This is a genomic window from Stutzerimonas stutzeri (assembly GCF_009789555.1).
Lineage (GTDB): Bacteria > Pseudomonadota > Gammaproteobacteria > Pseudomonadales > Pseudomonadaceae > Stutzerimonas > Stutzerimonas stutzeri_R.
In genome coordinates this window covers 3,994,798-4,008,962 of the sequence record NZ_CP046902.1, presented here as the reverse complement: position 1 = coordinate 4,008,962, position 14,165 = coordinate 3,994,798, and the positions used below count along the sequence as shown (strand labels likewise).

The following is a 14,165-nucleotide window of genomic DNA, read 5'->3' as shown; positions in this document are numbered from 1 at the left end:
ACTGATGAGTTACGAAATTTTCCTCGCCATCGGCATGTTCACCGCCATCGTGCTCGCGCTGGTGGTGATCATCCTCGCGGCGCGCGCCAAGCTGGTATCCAGCGGCGACGTGAACATCGAAATCAACGGCGAACGCACCATTACCGTTCCGGCAGGCGGCAAGCTGCTGCAAACGCTGGCCGCGAACAATATCTTCCTCTCGTCCGCCTGCGGCGGCGGCGGTACCTGCGCTCAGTGCAAGTGCGTCGTCGAGAGTGGTGGCGGCGAGATGCTGCCTACCGAGGAGTCGCATTTCACACGCCGTGAAGCGGGTGAAGGCTGGCGTCTGTCCTGCCAGACCCCGGTCAAGGCAGACATGAAGATCGAAGTGCCGGAAGAGGTGTTCGGTGTCAAGAAGTGGGAGTGCACCGTACTGTCCAACCCGAACGTGGCGACCTTCATCAAGGAACTGACCCTGAAGCTGCCCGAGGGCGAGAACGTCGACTTCCGCGCGGGTGGTTACGTTCAGCTGGAATGCCCGCCGCACGAGGTCCGCTACAAGGATTTCGACATCCAGGAGGAGTATCGCGGCGACTGGGACAAGTTCAATCAGTGGAAGTACGTGTCCAAGGTCGACGAGACGGTGATCCGTGCGTACTCGATGGCGAACTATCCGGAAGAGGTCGGTCTGGTCAAGTTCAACATCCGTATCGCCTCGCCGCCGCCCGGCCGCGACGATCTGCCACCAGGCAAGATGTCCTCGTGGGTGTTCAGCCTCAAGCCGGGCGACAAGGTCACCGTATACGGTCCGTTCGGTGAATTTTTCGCCAAGGACACCGATGCCGAAATGGTCTTCATTGGCGGCGGTGCCGGCATGGCGCCGATGCGTTCGCACATTTTCGACCAGCTCAAGCGCCTGAAGTCCAAGCGCAAGATGAGCTTCTGGTACGGCGCCCGCTCGATGCGCGAGGCGTTCTACGTTGAAGAGTACGACCAGCTCCAGGCCGAGAACGAGAACTTCCAGTGGCATCTGGCGTTGTCCGATCCGCAGCCTGAAGACAACTGGGACGGCCCGACCGGGTTCATCCATAACGTGCTGTACGAGAACTACCTGAAGGACCATCCGGCCCCGGAAGATTGCGAGTTCTACATGTGCGGCCCGCCAATGATGAACGCCTCGGTGATCAAGATGCTGACCGACCTGGGTGTCGAACCGGAGAACATCCTGCTCGACGACTTTGGCGGTTAACATGGCCCACGCGTTACTTCAGCCCGTCATCGTTGCCGCCCTGGCGGCAGCCCTGACGGGCTGTCTGTTTCAGGACAAGGTGGAAAGCTACAGCGGCCCGACCATGGGCAGTACCTACTCGGTCAAATACGTCGCAAGCGGTGAGGCTGCCGACAAGGCGCAGCTGCAACGCGACACCGAGGCGATACTGGCCGAGATCGATCGGCAAATGTCCACCTACCGTGCCGACTCAGACATCGAAACCTTCAACGCCTTGCCCGCTGGCGAATGCATGAGCATGCCGAGCGGCGTACGCGAATTGATTCTGGCCGGCCAGCAGCTTTCGGACGAAAGCGACGGCGCGCTGGACCTGACCATCGAGCCGCTGCTCAACCTCTGGGGTTTCGGCCCGCAGGGGCAGGGCGAGCGCGTGCCGTCTGCCGAAGAAATCGCCAGTGCCCAGCAGGATGTCGGCCACCGTTACCTTCGACTGGACGGCGACAGGCTTTGCAAGGACAGGGCCGTGCAGGTCGACTTCAACAGCATCGCTGCCGGCTATGCGGTCGATAAGGTGGTGGCGATGCTGGAGAATTCCGGCGTGCGCAGCTATCTCGTGGAAATCACGGGCGAGCTCAAGGCCCGCGGACGCAAGCCCGATGACGCGCCCTGGCGCATCGCGATCGAAGCGCCCCGGGACAATGAACGGGTCGCACAACGGATCATCGAGCTGGATGGTTACGGTGTATCCACCTCGGGTGACTACCGCAACTACTTCGAGCGGGAAGGCCGCCGGTATTCGCATACGCTCGATCCGCGGACCGGCGCGCCTATCGATCATCATCTGGCAGCCGTGACGGTCATCGATCCCTCGACATTACGGGCTGACGGGTTGTCTACTGTGCTCATGGTAATGGGCCCCGAGCGGGGGCAGGCGTATGCGGCAGAGCGAAACATTGCAGCGTTCTTCGTCGTTCGCGAAGGGCAGGAATACATAAGCACGAGCACCGAGGCCTTCAATGAGCTGTTCGGTGCGGGAGCAGAGCAATGACCTGGTTAATCGTTTTTCTCGTCATGTTGTTGGTCGTGTTCGGCATGTCCATCGGCGTGATCATGGGGCGCAAGCCTATCGCGGGCTCCTGCGGGGGCATCGCCAATCTCGGTATCGAGAAGGAATGTTCGATTTGCGGCGGTAGCCGCGAAAAATGCGAAGAAGTGAATGCGCAGGCAAGCCAGGACGAAAGAGCAGATCTCGCGTACGACGCGACCAGACGCTGACAACTGGCACTGACCGGGGCGGTGGCCTAGGCCGCCAACCCGATTCATGCGTGCTGCGGCGCCGGTTCCGCTCAGTCTACCGGCGCAATGGTGCGGGGCGGCAGTACGTCAGCGATGGCTTGCGCCCTGGCCGATCGAATTCGTTAACAGCAGCAGGGCTGCCTGCTGCGTGTTCAGGGGTGAATATGGCTGTCTACAATTACGATGTGGTGGTATTGGGCTCGGGCCCGGCCGGTGAAGGCGCGGCGATGAACGCGGTCAAGGCGGGGCGCAAGGTAGCCGTGGTCGATAGCAGGCCGCACGTGGGCGGCAACTCCACCCATCTGGGGACCATCCCGTCCAAGGCGCTGCGCCATTCGGTGCGGCAGATCATGCAGTACAACACCAACCCGCTGTTCCGCCAGATCGGCGAGCCGCGCTGGTTTTCGTTTCCCGACGTACTGAAAAGCGCAGAGAGCGTCATCGCCAAGCAGGTGACCTCGCGTACCGGCTATTACGCACGTAACCGTATCGATATTTTCTTCGGCACGGCGAGTTTCGCCGACGAGCAAACCGTCGAAGTGGTCAGTGCCAACGGCATGGTCGAGACGCTGGTGGCCGGCCAGTTCATCATCGCCACCGGCTCGCGGCCTTATCGTCCGTCGGATATCGATTTCTCCCACCCGCGCGTGTACGACAGCGACACCATTCTCACCCTGAGCCATACGCCGCGCCGCCTGATCATCTATGGAGCCGGTGTGATCGGTTCCGAGTACGCGTCGATCTTCAGTGGCCTGGGCGTGCTGGTCGACCTGATCGACAACCGCGACCAGTTGCTCAGCTTCCTCGACGACGAAATTTCCGACGCGCTCAGTTACCACTTGCGCAACAACAACGTGCTGATTCGTCATAACGAGGAGTACGAGCGCGTGGAGGGCGTCGACAACGGCGTCATTCTGCACCTCAAGTCAGGCAAGAAGATCAAGGCGGACGCCTTCCTCTGGTGCAATGGGCGGACCGGCAATACCGACAAGCTTGCGCTGGAAAACATCGGGCTGAAGGTCAACAGCCGTGGGCAGATAAAGGTAGACGAGCACTACCGTACCGACGTGGGCAACATCTACGCGGCCGGCGACGTGATCGGTTGGCCATCGCTGGCCAGTGCAGCCTATGACCAGGGTCGTTCGGCGGCTGGCAGCATCGTCGAGAATGACAGCTGGCGCTTCGTCGACGACGTGCCGACCGGCATCTACACCATCCCGGAGATCAGCTCGATCGGCAAGAACGAGCGTGAGCTCACCGAGGCGAAAGTGCCTTACGAAGTAGGCAAGGCCTTCTTCAAGGGTATGGCGCGCGCGCAGATCTCAGCCGAGCCGGTGGGCATGCTGAAGATTCTCTTCCATCGGGAGACGTTGGCCGTGCTGGGCGTGCATTGCTTCGGCTATCAGGCGTCGGAAATCGTGCACATCGGCCAGGCGATCATGAACCAGCCGGGCGAGGCGAATACGCTCAAGTACTTCATCAACACCACCTTCAACTACCCGACCATGGCCGAAGCCTATCGCGTCGCGGCGTTCGACGGGCTAAACCGGCTTTTTTGAGCGGCTCCGACCGGTGGCCTGAGCCGGTCGGAGAGGACACCCGCACTTGGCGCTGGCCAAATCGGGAAAGCTTTTAAGGGCAGGGACGAGGGCCGCCGATCATGGCGGCCCTCGTTGCTTCACGTATTGCGCAGTGTCGTGACGGCGAGACCGGGATAATCGGTAATCAGGCTATCGACGCCGAAATCGGCGAGCCGGCGCATCAGTGCCGGTTCGTTCACCGTCCAGACCGATACGTGAAGCCCTTGCTGGCGGGCCTTGGCGATTCGCTCGGGCGTGCATAGCGTCCATTTCAATGCCAGCAGATTGCAGTCGTACTGCCTGGCGACCTTCAGTGGGTCTAGCCAGTCATATTCGGCAACCAGGCCGCAGGACAGCTCGGGGGTGAGCCGCTTCAGGGCGCGTAGCACTTCCCGCGAGCCAGAGGTAACGGTAATGCGCTCGAGCAGACCATGACGCTCGGCCAGCTCCCGGATTGCCAGCACCGAGCGCGCGGCGCGGACCCTCGAGGCGCTTTTGACTTCCAACTGCCAGTGCTCGAAGTCGCATTTCTCGAACAGCTCCGCCAGCCGTGGAATGGGGCAGGGTTGTTTCCAGCCCGGCCCGCCGTGGCGTGCGTCGTAGCGAACGAGCTCCTCGGCGTCGTGCTCCACGACTTTACCGCGCCGTCCAGTGGTGCGTTTCAGCGTCGGGTCATGGATGACCATCAGCTCGCCGTCCTTGGACAGATGCAGGTCCAGTTCGCAGCGGCGCACGCCGTGGGCGAGGCATTGCTGGAAACCGACCAGGGTGTTTTCCGGTGCTTCGCCTTTTGCGCCGCGGTGGCCGTAGATCAGGGTCAAGGTCGTATCTCTCGCTGTGATGGAGTATGGCGTTGGTGATGCACAACGCTGTCGATGACCCGGTTGCCTTCGAAATAAACCGAGAACTCACGGTAATCCCAGCGAGTGATGGGTGGCTGACCGACCGCGGGACGCTCCTCGTCGGCCAGTCCGAAGCGTTCGAGTACCTGATTTTTGGTGTCGCCACGCGTGGGGAGCGGCCCTTGGGATTGGCCCTGCTGGCCGACAGGGATACGAAGGGTGTCGGCATGGGCCGGGACGCTGAGCGCAAGTGTCAGGAGAGGGATCAATAACCGGTGCATGTTTCAGGTTCCTTGCAGGCTTTCACGAGCCAGGCGCCGTTCGGTCGCCTGTTTCTGCAGGATATGTCGCGCGAGCAGTTGCCGTTGTGCATCAGTCAACGCTTCGAACGACGTGCCGATGGCGAATCGGCCGTCGTCCAGCGCCTGGCAACTCGCGATGCGTGCGTCCAGCAACATGCCCAGGCCCTGTGGCATCAAAGCCAGCTTGAGCGACCAGACCGAGCCCTCGTCGAGCGGCTGGTCGTTGATGAAGCTGATGCCGCCTTCCGAAAGGACCACCTCGCGTACAGGTCCGAGGTCCTTGAGCAGGCCCTGCGCGAGCGCCTGGCCTAGCAGATCGATGCGCTTGTTCTGCACCTTCAGGTAGTTGGCGAGCGTGCGATTTCCCTCGGCGATCTGGCGCAACAGATGCTGTGCTTCGAAATCGAGCTGATGCAGTTCGCCAAGCAGATCGAATAGCTGCGTCGAGCCCCTGCCGGATACTGTTTCGGCGTGTTCCGGTGGCAGGATTTCCAGTGCGATCATGTCCTCGATACGATAGTATTCGCGGCGATCTTCGGTCTCTTCTATGGGCATGTCGATCCCCGGGCTGCAGTGATGGCTTGAGTGTATCAGGCCGCCTGGCAACGTCATTCAGCTTGTTATTTCCTGCCAGCGAAAGCGAACTCATCGATTTATGTTCAGACCGCTGTCCGTGTATATCGGGGCGCGCTACACACGCGCCAGACGTCGCAGCCTCTTCGTCTCCTTCATATCCTTTACCTCGATGATCGGGCTCGCCTTGGGCGTGCTAGTGATGATCGTCGTGCTGTCGGTGATGAATGGCTTCGACCATGAAATGCGTAGCCGCGTGCTGGGCATGGTCCCGCATGCGACCATCGAAAGCCCGACGCCTATCGATGACTGGCAGCGCCTGGGGCAACGCCTCGCGGAGCATCCCCAGGTCGAGGCGGTAGCGCCGTTCATCCAGATGCAAGGCCTGCTGACCCATCGTGGGCAAGTCACCAAGATTCTCATCAACGCAGTGGACCCCGTGGTCGAGCCGGACGTCTCGATCGTCGGTGAGTTCTTCCGCGAGGGCGCGCTGGACGACCTGGCACCGGGCGAGTTCGGCATTGTCATCGGCGACAAGGCGGCTGAGAAGCTAGGCGTCGGTGTCGGCGACAAGATTACCTTCGTGGCCCCGGAGGTGACGGTTACGCCAGCAGGGGTGTTCCCCCGCATGAAGCGCTTCACCGTGCGCGGGATCTTCCATGTCGGGGCCGGCGAAATCGACGGTTACGTGGCGATGGCCAACATCGCCGATCTTGCGCGGCTGCATCGCTGGAAGCCGGATCAGGTCCAGGGGCTGCGCCTGCGTTTTGTCGACCTGTTCCAGGCACCGCGCATTGCCTGGGACCTGGCGGGACAGCTGGGTGAGGACTTTTATTCCAGGGACTGGACCCGCACCCATGGCAACCTCTACCAGGCGATCCGCATGGAGAAGGCCATGATCGGGCTGTTGCTGCTGCTGATCGTCGCGGTGGCCGCCTTCAATATCATTTCCACGCTGGTCATGGTCGTGACCGACAAGCGCGGCGATATCGCCATCCTGCGTACCCTTGGCGCGACGCCCCGGCAGATCATGGCGATCTTCATGGTGCAGGGAACGGTCATCGGCGTGGTCGGCACCCTGGTGGGCGCCCTGCTCGGGATAATCGCGGCGCTCAATGTCAGCAGCTGGATCGCTGCGCTGGAGCGGCTGATCGGACACAAGTTCCTCAGTGCCGATGTGTACTTCATCGATTACCTGCCGTCTCGGCTGATGACCGCCGATGTGGTTCAGGTCTGTGCCGCGGCGCTGGTCCTGAGTTTTTTCGCCACCCTGTACCCGGCGTGGCGTGCGGCCCGCACCCAGCCGGCCGAGGCGTTACGATATGAGTGAGCTGGTTATGAATGAAAGGTCCTCGATGGATCGCGCGGTACTGAGTTGTCGCAACCTGGGCAAGCGCTACGAGCAGGGACCGGAATCGGTCAGCGTACTTTCCGGTTTGCAGCTTGAACTGTTTCCGGGGCAGCGAGTGGCTATCGTCGGCAGTTCCGGTTCCGGCAAGAGCACGCTGCTGAATCTGCTTGGCGGCCTCGATACGCCGAGCGAAGGCAGCGTCTGGCTGGCCGGGGAGGAGCTTTCCGCGCTCAGCGAAAAGGACCGCGGTCTGTTGCGTAACCGCGCGCTGGGGTTTGTCTATCAGTTCCATCACCTGCTGCCCGAATTCACCGCGCTCGAGAACGTCTGCATGCCGCTGCTGATCGGCAAGACGCCAATCCCCGAAGCGCGCTCGCGCGCGACCGAACTGTTGCAGCGGGTGGGGCTTGGTCACCGCCTGGCGCACAAGCCGTCAGAGCTGTCCGGGGGCGAGCGTCAGCGCGTGGCGATCGCTCGGGCGCTGGCCAACCGTCCGGCGCTGGTGCTGCTTGATGAGCCGACCGGTAACCTCGACCACCATACCGCCCAAGGCATCCAGGATTTGATGCTGGAACTGAGCAGCTCGCTGCGCACCGCCTTTCTCGTCGTCACGCACGATCCCCAGCTGGCCGGGCAAATGGATCACATACTGCGCCTGGAAGACGGCCGGCTGGTGGCTGGCTAATGTTCAGGCCGCTCAGCATCTTCATTGGCAGCCGTTATACACGGGCCAAGCGCCGTAACCATTTCATCTCGTTCATTTCCCTCACCTCCATGATCGGGCTGTCGCTGGGTGTGCTGGCGATGATCATGGTTCTCTCGGTCATGAACGGCTTCCAGCGTGAGATGAGTAACCGCATCCTCGGAATGGTGCCGCACGCCGTGATCGCCGGCGATGGACAGCCCGTGGATGACTGGCAAGCGCTGGCCGAGCAGCTCCGGGTGCATCCCGGTGTAGTGGGTAGCGCGCCGATCACCCAACTTGAAGGCATGCTTTCGTTCAAGGGTTCGATGCAGCCGATCGAGATCAAGGGCATCGATCCGCAGGCTGAAGGGCAGGTTTCGATCCTGGGCTCGAAGCTGGTTGCGGGCAGCCTCGATGACCTGAAGCCGGGCGAATCCGGGGTGATCATCGGGCTGATGACGGCCCGTCGGTTCGGCCTGAAAATGGGCGACAAGCTTACCCTCATCGTGCCGGAACTCAGTGATGCGCCTGGCGGCGTTACGCCGCGTATGCAGCGCCTGAACGTCGTCGGGGTATTCAAGGTGGGCGCCGAACTGGACGGCAGCCTGGGTATGATTCATCGGGCCGATGCCGCCCGCATCCTCCGGTGGCAGCCGCATCAGGTCGAAGGCGTGAGGGTCAAGTTGGCTGACCTGTATCAGGCTCCCGCGATCACGGCTGAACTCGTCGCCGGCGTCGGCGACGGTTATCGCGGCGAGGACTGGTCGCTGACCCAGGGCAGCCTGTTCAGTGCGATGAAGATGGAAAAAACCATGATCGGCCTGCTGCTGTTGCTGATCGTGGCGGTTGCCGCCTTCAACATCATCGCCACCCTGATCATGGTGGTGGCCGATAAACGCGCCGATATCGCGATTCTGCGTACCCTCGGTATGACACCGCGACAAATCATGGCCATCTTCATGGTGCAAGGCAGCATCATCGGTCTGACCGGCACCCTGATTGGCACCGTGCTGGGGATACTGGGCGCGTTGAACGTGAGTGCGTTGGTGACCTGGCTGGAACGGGTATCGGGCCAGCACATCTTCAGCTCCGATGTTTATTTCATCAGCACCTTGCCCTCCGAGCTGCGGCTGGAGGATGTCCTGTTGGTGACACTGGCTGCACTGATGCTGAGTTTCCTGGCGACGCTGTATCCGGCGTGGCGCGCCGCGCAGACTCAACCGGCCGAAGCGCTACGTTACGAGTAGCGGGGTCAGCGCCGATCCTGTTGGCGCTTGCGCCAGCTGCGGCTGACCCACCAGCGCCAGTACCCCTGGGTAATGACATAGCCCAGTACCGCGACGACGATAGCGACCACGAACGAACCGAGAAACAGCGGCTGCCAGTGGGTGTCTAGCATCTGGCGAACCCAGGCGAGGCTCAGTTCCATGGGCATGGGCGAGACGGGTGTGTCCATCAGCCAGGCGCCGACCTTATAGTTGCAATAAAACACCGGCGGCATCGTCAGTGGATTGGTCAGCCAGACCAGGCCGACCGCAATCGGCAGATTGGCCCTGGCCAGTACGGCGCACAGGGCTGCCGCCAACATCTGCAAGGGCATCGGGATCATCGCCCAGAACAGGCCAATGGCCATCGCTCTGGAAACCGAATGCCGATTGAGGTGCAGCAGGTTGGGGTCATGCGTCAGCGTGCCGAGAAACCGCAACGACTTGTGCGTCTTTAAGCGGTCAGGGTGCGGCATGTAGCGCTTGAAAAAACGACGCGGCATGAAAATTCTCTGGCGGGCTGAAGCGCGCCCGATTATGCCCGAAACGAGACCCGGCGCTGAGAGTAGTTTGTGACATAAATTCTACACTGTGAGCGTCGGCAGGACGTCGGCGCAGCCACCGTGGATCGGCCGGTCGTCCTCATTCGAGGCGCCGATCACTGGAACGGAATCCGGGAGATCCCATGCGTACGGCGATGCTGGCGCTTGCAGTGGGCCTTTTACTGCTGCGCTTTGTTCCGCAACTGCCACCTTTATCGACGTTGCCATTGCTGTGGCTGACGGGGCTCGCGCTGCTGCCGTTGCGCTGGCGTGCGCTCGGATGTTTCCTCTGCGGCTTCGGTTGGGCATGCCTGTGCGCGCATTGGGCATTGGAAGATCGCCTGCCTGACGAGCTCGATGGCCGCACGTTTTGGCTTGAAGGCCAGGTCGCTGGCCTCCCTGAGATCAGTAGCGCCGTGGTGCGGTTCGAACTGGTGGATGTCTCGTCGCGGCACGCCGGGCTGCCTTCGCGGGTGCGCCTGGCGTGGTACGGCGGGCCGGCGGTGCAGGCGGGCGAGCGTTGGCGGCTCGCTGCCAGGCTGAAACGGCCGCGCGGTCTGGTCAATCCGCAGTCTTTCGATTACGAAGCCTGGCTGCTGGCGCGCCGAATAGGCGCCAGTGGCACGGTCAAGGCGGGTGAACGGCTCTCGGATGCGCGAGGTGGGCGGGCGTGGCGCGACCAACTGCGTCGGCGGCTGATGGGGGTGGACGCCCAAGGTCGCTCGGGCGCCATCGCCGCGTTGGTGGTGGGCGATGACAGTGGTCTGTCCCCGGCCGACTGGCGAGTCCTTCAGGACACCGGAACCGTCCACCTGATGGTGATTTCGGGCCAGCATGTGGGGATGCTGGCGGCATTGCTCTACGGCCTGGTGGCATTGCTGGCGCGTTGGGGCGTCTGGCCGCGGCGAGTGCCTTGGCTGCCCTGGGCCTGTGCTTTCGCGCTGGCGGGGGCGCTGGGGTATGGCTGGCTGGCAGGCTTCGAAGTGCCGGTCCAGCGGGCCTGCATGATGGTCGCCCTGGTGCTCTTGTGGCGTCTGCGTTTCCGCCATCTGGGCGCATGGCTGCCCTTGCTGATTGCGCTGAACGGCGTTCTGCTGATGGATCCACTGGCGAGTCTGCAGCCAGGGTTCTGGCTGTCGTTCGCGGCGGTAGGGCTGCTCGTGTGGATGTTCCGTGGGCGGTTGGGGCGTTGGAACGCGTGGCGATCGCTGGGCCGCGCGCAGTGGGGCATGACCCTCGGCCTGTTGCCGGTGTTGCTTGCGCTGGGCTTGCCGGTGAGCCTGAGCGGTCCGGTCGCTAATCTCATCGCGGTTCCATTGGTGAGCGCGCTGATCGTACCGCTGTCGCTGATCGGCACCGCGCTGCTATGGCTGCCCAGCGTGGGCGAGTCGCTGTTATGGCTGGCCGGCGGGTTGCTGGCGGTTCTGTTCGACGGATTGCAATGGCTTGCGCACTGGCGGTCTGCCTGGTTGCCGGTCTCGTTGCCGCTTTGGAGCGGGTTGCTGGTCGCGTTGGGAACGTTGCTGATCCTGCTGCCTGCCGGGGTGCCGTTTCGCGCGCTGGGTGCGGTGCTGCTCGCACCGTTGTTGTTCCCCCCGGCCAGTAGTCCCGCAGCAGGCGAGGCGCAAGCCTGGGTTTTCGATGTCGGCCAGGGGCTGGCCGTGCTGGTGCGTACGCGCAACCACGCCGTGTTGTACGACGCAGGGCCGCGCTACGGCGACTTCGATATCGGAGAACGGGTCGTGTTTCCATCGTTGCGGGCGCTGGGATTGGCCGATCTCGATCTGCTGATCCTCAGCCATGCCGATAGCGATCATGCCGGCGGCGCCCCGGCGATACACCGGCAGATGCAGCCCGCGCGAGTACTCAGCGGTGAACCGGAGCAGTTGCCCGCTTCGCTGGGTGCCCAAGGGTGCCGCTCGGGCGAGCGCTGGGAATGGGACCAGGTCCGCTTTACGCTCTGGCGCTGGGAGCGGGCCGAGGACGGCAACCAGTCATCCTGTGTGCTGCTGGTCGAGGCGAACGGCGAACGGCTGCTGCTCACCGGTGACATCGATGCGGCGGCCGAGCAGGCATTGGTGGCGAGCGGTCTGCCGCATGACGTGCGCTGGCTGCTGGTTCCGCATCATGGCAGTCGCAGCGCCTCCTCGAGCGCCTTCATCGAGGCGGCAGGCGCCCACGGCGCGCTTGTCTCGCGCAGCCTGCACAATGCCTTCGGTCACCCGCACGCCGATGTCGTGCAGCGTCTCCGGGCATCGGGCGCTCAGATTTTCGACACGGCCGAGCTGGGCGCCTTGCAGATCCGTCTCGGTCGTTTCGAGACCGTTCGGGGTTCGCGCGCCGAACGGCGTTTCTGGCGGGAAAAATGAGAACCGAGGCCGTCGGCGGCCCCTCGGCCCTATGCTAGAGTGGCGCCACTTTTTCGAGGGGGATTCATCTCGTGTGGGAGCTGGTCAAAGCGGGCGGCTGGATAATGCTGCCAATCATCCTGTGTTCAGTCGCTGCCGCCGGCATCATTGCCGAAAGGCTGTGGACGTTGCGGCCCAGCCGCGTGACGCCGCCGCACCTGCTCGGTCAGGTATGGAAATGGATCAAGGATAAGAAGCTCAGTAACCAGAAGCTCAAGGAGTTGCGCGCCGATTCGCCACTCGGCGAGATTCTGGCGGCGGGTCTTGCCAACTCCAAGCATGGTCGCGAGATCATGAAGGAGTGCATAGAAGAGGCGGCTGCGCGCGTCGTCCACGACCTGGAACGCTACCTGAACGCGTTGGGCACCATCGCGGGCATCGCACCCCTTCTCGGACTCCTGGGGACCGTGCTCGGAATGATCGAAATCTTCAGCGCTTTCATGGGCGCAGGCATGGCCAACGCGCCCTTGCTCGCAGCGGGCATTTCCAAGGCGCTGATCACCACCGCGGCTGGTCTGATGGTGGGCATCCCGGCACTGTTCTTCCATCGCTTCCTGCAGCGTCGCGTCGAAGAACTGGTGGTCGGAATGGAGCAGGAAGCGATCAAGCTGGTAGAAGTGGTACAGGGTGACCGTGACGTCGATCTGGGTGAGGGCAAGGCGTGAAGTTTCGACGCAAGGCGCGGGAAAACGTCGACATCGGCCTGGCTCCGCTGATCGATGTGGTGTTCATCCTGTTGCTGTTCTTTGTGGTGACCACGACCTTTACCCGCGAAACCCAGCTCAAGGTGGATCTGCCAGAGGCGGCCAGCGGTACACCGCCGCAGGAAGCCGAGAAGAAACAACTGGAAGTGGTGGTCGATGTAGACGGCAATTTCACCCTCAACGGCAAGGCGCTCATCAAGCATGACCTGGGTACGCTGATGGCGGCGCTCAGCAAGGAATCGGGCGGCGACACCAGTCTGCCGCTGGTCATCAGTGCCGACGGCAAGACCCCTCATCAGGCCGTCATTACCGCGATGGATGCCGCCGGGAAGCTGGGCTTCGCGCAGCTGCGCATCACCACTGTCGAGGCCCAGCCGGAGCCCTGATGTCCTTCGCCGACCGTCTGCAGCGAGCCTGGTACGAAGGGCACCCCGCCCTGGCCTTGCTCGCCCCGCTGGAGGCGCTCTATCGGCGTGTGGTCATCGCCAAACGAAACAGGTTCATTGGCCAGGCCGCCGATACCTATCGAGCGCCAGTGCCGGTGGTGGTGGTGGGTAACATCACCGTTGGCGGGACGGGCAAGACCCCGCTGATTCTCTGGCTCATCGAGCATTGCCACCGGCGCGGCTTGAAAGTCGGCGTCGTCAGCCGTGGCTACGGTGCCAGCCCACCGTCGCATCCATGGCGTGTGAGGCCTGAGCACTCGGCCGCCGAAGCGGGGGACGAGCCGCTATTGATCGCGCAGCGGACGGGCGTACCGGTGATGATCGATCCAGACCGCGCGCGCGCGGTTCGCGAGTTGCTCGAGCAGGAGCGGTTGGACCTCATCCTGTCCGACGATGGCTTGCAGCATTACCGGCTGGCCCGCGACCTCGAACTGGTGCTCATCGATGCCGCCCGGGGCCTGGGCAACCGTCGCTGCCTGCCCGCCGGGCCGTTGCGAGAGCCGGTCGAGCGCCTGGAGTCGGTTGATGCGGTGCTGTTCAACGGTGCGCTGGCCGACAGCTCGTCCGGGTTCGCCTTTGCCTTGCAGCCGGCGTGCCTGATCGAGCTGGTCAGCGAGCAGGCCTGGCCGCTCGACCATTTTCCGCCAGGCCAGCAACTGCATGCGGTGGCCGGGATCGGTAATCCCCAGCGTTTCTTCACCACGCTCGAGGCGCTACACTGGCGACCGATTCCGCATCCCTTCGCCGATCACGCTCGCTATAGCCTGGAGCAACTGACCTTCAGTCCGGAGCTACCCCTGGTGATGACCGAGAAGGATGCGGTCAAATGCCGGGCATTCGCGCCGCCGGGCTGGTGTTATCTGCAGGTGCAGGCCGAGCCTTCGGCTGCATTCACGACCTGGCTCGATGCCCAGCTGGACCGGTTGCTACCCGAACACCCCTAAGCCGCTCGATCTGCCAGGTG

The 14,165-nt window shown here is 62.9% G+C and carries 15 protein-coding genes; 11 read left to right on the top strand and 4 right to left on the bottom strand.

Features of this window, described 5'->3' with window-relative positions:
- Position 1 precedes the first annotated feature (1 nt).
- The 4 genes from nqrF (at position 2) to sthA (ending at position 4,062) form a co-directional block, all read left to right on the top strand.
- Positions 2–1,228 carry an NADH:ubiquinone reductase (Na(+)-transporting) subunit F gene (nqrF, locus tag GQA94_RS18570; protein WP_199270167.1) on the top strand — a complete coding sequence of 409 codons (1,227 nt, stop codon included), beginning with the start codon at positions 2–4 and terminating at the stop codon, positions 1,226–1,228.
- Between the two features lies 1 nt (position 1,229).
- Positions 1,230–2,255, top strand: a complete 1,026-nt coding sequence (locus tag GQA94_RS18565; RefSeq protein ID WP_158189391.1) for an FAD:protein FMN transferase — start codon at positions 1,230–1,232, stop codon at positions 2,253–2,255.
- Positions 2,252–2,482, top strand: coding sequence for a (Na+)-NQR maturation NqrM (gene nqrM, locus GQA94_RS18560; RefSeq protein ID WP_158189390.1), 231 nt, complete (start codon positions 2,252–2,254; stop codon positions 2,480–2,482). The genes GQA94_RS18565 and nqrM overlap by 4 nt, the downstream gene beginning before the upstream one ends.
- A gap of 185 nt (positions 2,483–2,667) precedes the next feature.
- Positions 2,668–4,062: a Si-specific NAD(P)(+) transhydrogenase gene (sthA, locus tag GQA94_RS18555; RefSeq protein WP_158189389.1), complete on the top strand. Its 1,395-nt coding sequence runs from the start codon at positions 2,668–2,670 to the stop codon at positions 4,060–4,062.
- A gap of 119 nt (positions 4,063–4,181) precedes the next feature.
- Here the strand turns inward: sthA and GQA94_RS18550 are convergent, their stop codons facing one another.
- Genes GQA94_RS18550 through GQA94_RS18540 form a run of 3 tightly spaced genes read right to left on the bottom strand, consistent with a single transcriptional unit; the run spans position 4,182 to position 5,782 of the window.
- Positions 4,182–4,904, bottom strand: coding sequence for a glycerophosphodiester phosphodiesterase (locus tag GQA94_RS18550; protein ID WP_158189388.1), 723 nt, complete (start codon positions 4,902–4,904; stop codon positions 4,182–4,184).
- Complete coding sequence (locus tag GQA94_RS18545) at positions 4,901–5,206, bottom strand: phosphodiesterase (protein ID WP_158189387.1); 306 nt, start codon at positions 5,204–5,206, stop codon at positions 4,901–4,903. The genes GQA94_RS18550 and GQA94_RS18545 overlap by 4 nt, the downstream gene beginning before the upstream one ends.
- Positions 5,207–5,209: 3 nt before the next feature.
- Positions 5,210–5,782, bottom strand: a complete 573-nt coding sequence (locus tag GQA94_RS18540) for a PilZ domain-containing protein (protein WP_158189386.1) — start codon at positions 5,780–5,782, stop codon at positions 5,210–5,212.
- 100 nt (positions 5,783–5,882) lie between these two features.
- On the opposite strand from GQA94_RS18540, the gene GQA94_RS18535 reads away from it, so the two are divergent.
- The 3 genes from GQA94_RS18535 to GQA94_RS18525 are packed head-to-tail and all read left to right on the top strand — an operon-like array spanning position 5,883 to position 9,083.
- On the top strand, positions 5,883–7,130 hold the full coding sequence (locus GQA94_RS18535; RefSeq protein ID WP_158189385.1) for a lipoprotein-releasing ABC transporter permease subunit: 1,248 nt from the start codon (positions 5,883–5,885) through the stop codon (positions 7,128–7,130).
- Between the two features lie 7 nt (positions 7,131–7,137).
- A complete protein-coding gene (gene lolD, locus GQA94_RS18530; RefSeq protein WP_158190165.1) occupies positions 7,138–7,836 on the top strand; it encodes a lipoprotein-releasing ABC transporter ATP-binding protein LolD in 699 nt (232 codons plus the stop codon).
- Positions 7,836–9,083, top strand: coding sequence for a lipoprotein-releasing ABC transporter permease subunit (locus tag GQA94_RS18525; RefSeq protein ID WP_158189384.1), 1,248 nt, complete (start codon positions 7,836–7,838; stop codon positions 9,081–9,083). The genes lolD and GQA94_RS18525 overlap by 1 nt, the downstream gene beginning before the upstream one ends.
- 5 nt (positions 9,084–9,088) lie before the next feature.
- Here the strand turns inward: GQA94_RS18525 and GQA94_RS18520 are convergent, their stop codons facing one another.
- Positions 9,089–9,604: a DUF2062 domain-containing protein gene (locus tag GQA94_RS18520; protein WP_158189383.1), complete on the bottom strand. Its 516-nt coding sequence runs from the start codon at positions 9,602–9,604 to the stop codon at positions 9,089–9,091.
- Between the two features lie 182 nt (positions 9,605–9,786).
- On the opposite strand from GQA94_RS18520, the gene GQA94_RS18515 reads away from it, so the two are divergent.
- From GQA94_RS18515 to lpxK, 4 genes are all read left to right on the top strand, one after another.
- Positions 9,787–12,012, top strand: coding sequence for a DNA internalization-related competence protein ComEC/Rec2 (locus GQA94_RS18515; RefSeq protein WP_199270066.1), 2,226 nt, complete (start codon positions 9,787–9,789; stop codon positions 12,010–12,012).
- A 71-nt stretch (positions 12,013–12,083) separates the two neighbouring features.
- Positions 12,084–12,716 carry a MotA/TolQ/ExbB proton channel family protein gene (locus tag GQA94_RS18510; RefSeq protein WP_158189382.1) on the top strand — a complete coding sequence of 211 codons (633 nt, stop codon included), beginning with the start codon at positions 12,084–12,086 and terminating at the stop codon, positions 12,714–12,716.
- Positions 12,713–13,141: an ExbD/TolR family protein gene (locus GQA94_RS18505; RefSeq protein ID WP_158189381.1), complete on the top strand. Its 429-nt coding sequence runs from the start codon at positions 12,713–12,715 to the stop codon at positions 13,139–13,141. The genes GQA94_RS18510 and GQA94_RS18505 overlap by 4 nt, the downstream gene beginning before the upstream one ends.
- On the top strand, positions 13,141–14,145 hold the full coding sequence (lpxK, locus tag GQA94_RS18500) for a tetraacyldisaccharide 4'-kinase (protein WP_158189380.1): 1,005 nt from the start codon (positions 13,141–13,143) through the stop codon (positions 14,143–14,145). The genes GQA94_RS18505 and lpxK overlap by 1 nt, the downstream gene beginning before the upstream one ends.
- Positions 14,146–14,165: the final 20 nt, after the last annotated feature.

What these genes read in the sequence shown, in the direction of transcription:
- GQA94_RS18565 (WP_158189391.1), top strand. Translation starts at nt 1,230, where the DNA reads ATGGCCCACGCGTTACTTCAGCCCGTCATCGTTGCCGCCCTGGCGGCA.
- nqrM (WP_158189390.1), top strand. Translation starts at nt 2,252, where the DNA reads ATGACCTGGTTAATCGTTTTTCTCGTCATGTTGTTGGTCGTGTTCGGC.
- sthA (WP_158189389.1), top strand. Translation starts at nt 2,668, where the DNA reads ATGGCTGTCTACAATTACGATGTGGTGGTATTGGGCTCGGGCCCGGCC.
- GQA94_RS18545 (WP_158189387.1), bottom strand. Translation starts at nt 5,206, where the DNA reads ATGCACCGGTTATTGATCCCTCTCCTGACACTTGCGCTCAGCGTCCCG.
- GQA94_RS18540 (WP_158189386.1), bottom strand. Translation starts at nt 5,782, where the DNA reads ATGCCCATAGAAGAGACCGAAGATCGCCGCGAATACTATCGTATCGAG.
- GQA94_RS18535 (WP_158189385.1), top strand. Translation starts at nt 5,883, where the DNA reads ATGTTCAGACCGCTGTCCGTGTATATCGGGGCGCGCTACACACGCGCC.
- lolD (WP_158190165.1), top strand. Translation starts at nt 7,138, where the DNA reads ATGAATGAAAGGTCCTCGATGGATCGCGCGGTACTGAGTTGTCGCAAC.
- GQA94_RS18525 (WP_158189384.1), top strand. Translation starts at nt 7,836, where the DNA reads ATGTTCAGGCCGCTCAGCATCTTCATTGGCAGCCGTTATACACGGGCC.
- GQA94_RS18520 (WP_158189383.1), bottom strand. Translation starts at nt 9,604, where the DNA reads ATGCCGCGTCGTTTTTTCAAGCGCTACATGCCGCACCCTGACCGCTTA.
- GQA94_RS18515 (WP_199270066.1), top strand. Translation starts at nt 9,787, where the DNA reads ATGCGTACGGCGATGCTGGCGCTTGCAGTGGGCCTTTTACTGCTGCGC.
- lpxK (WP_158189380.1), top strand. Translation starts at nt 13,141, where the DNA reads ATGTCCTTCGCCGACCGTCTGCAGCGAGCCTGGTACGAAGGGCACCCC.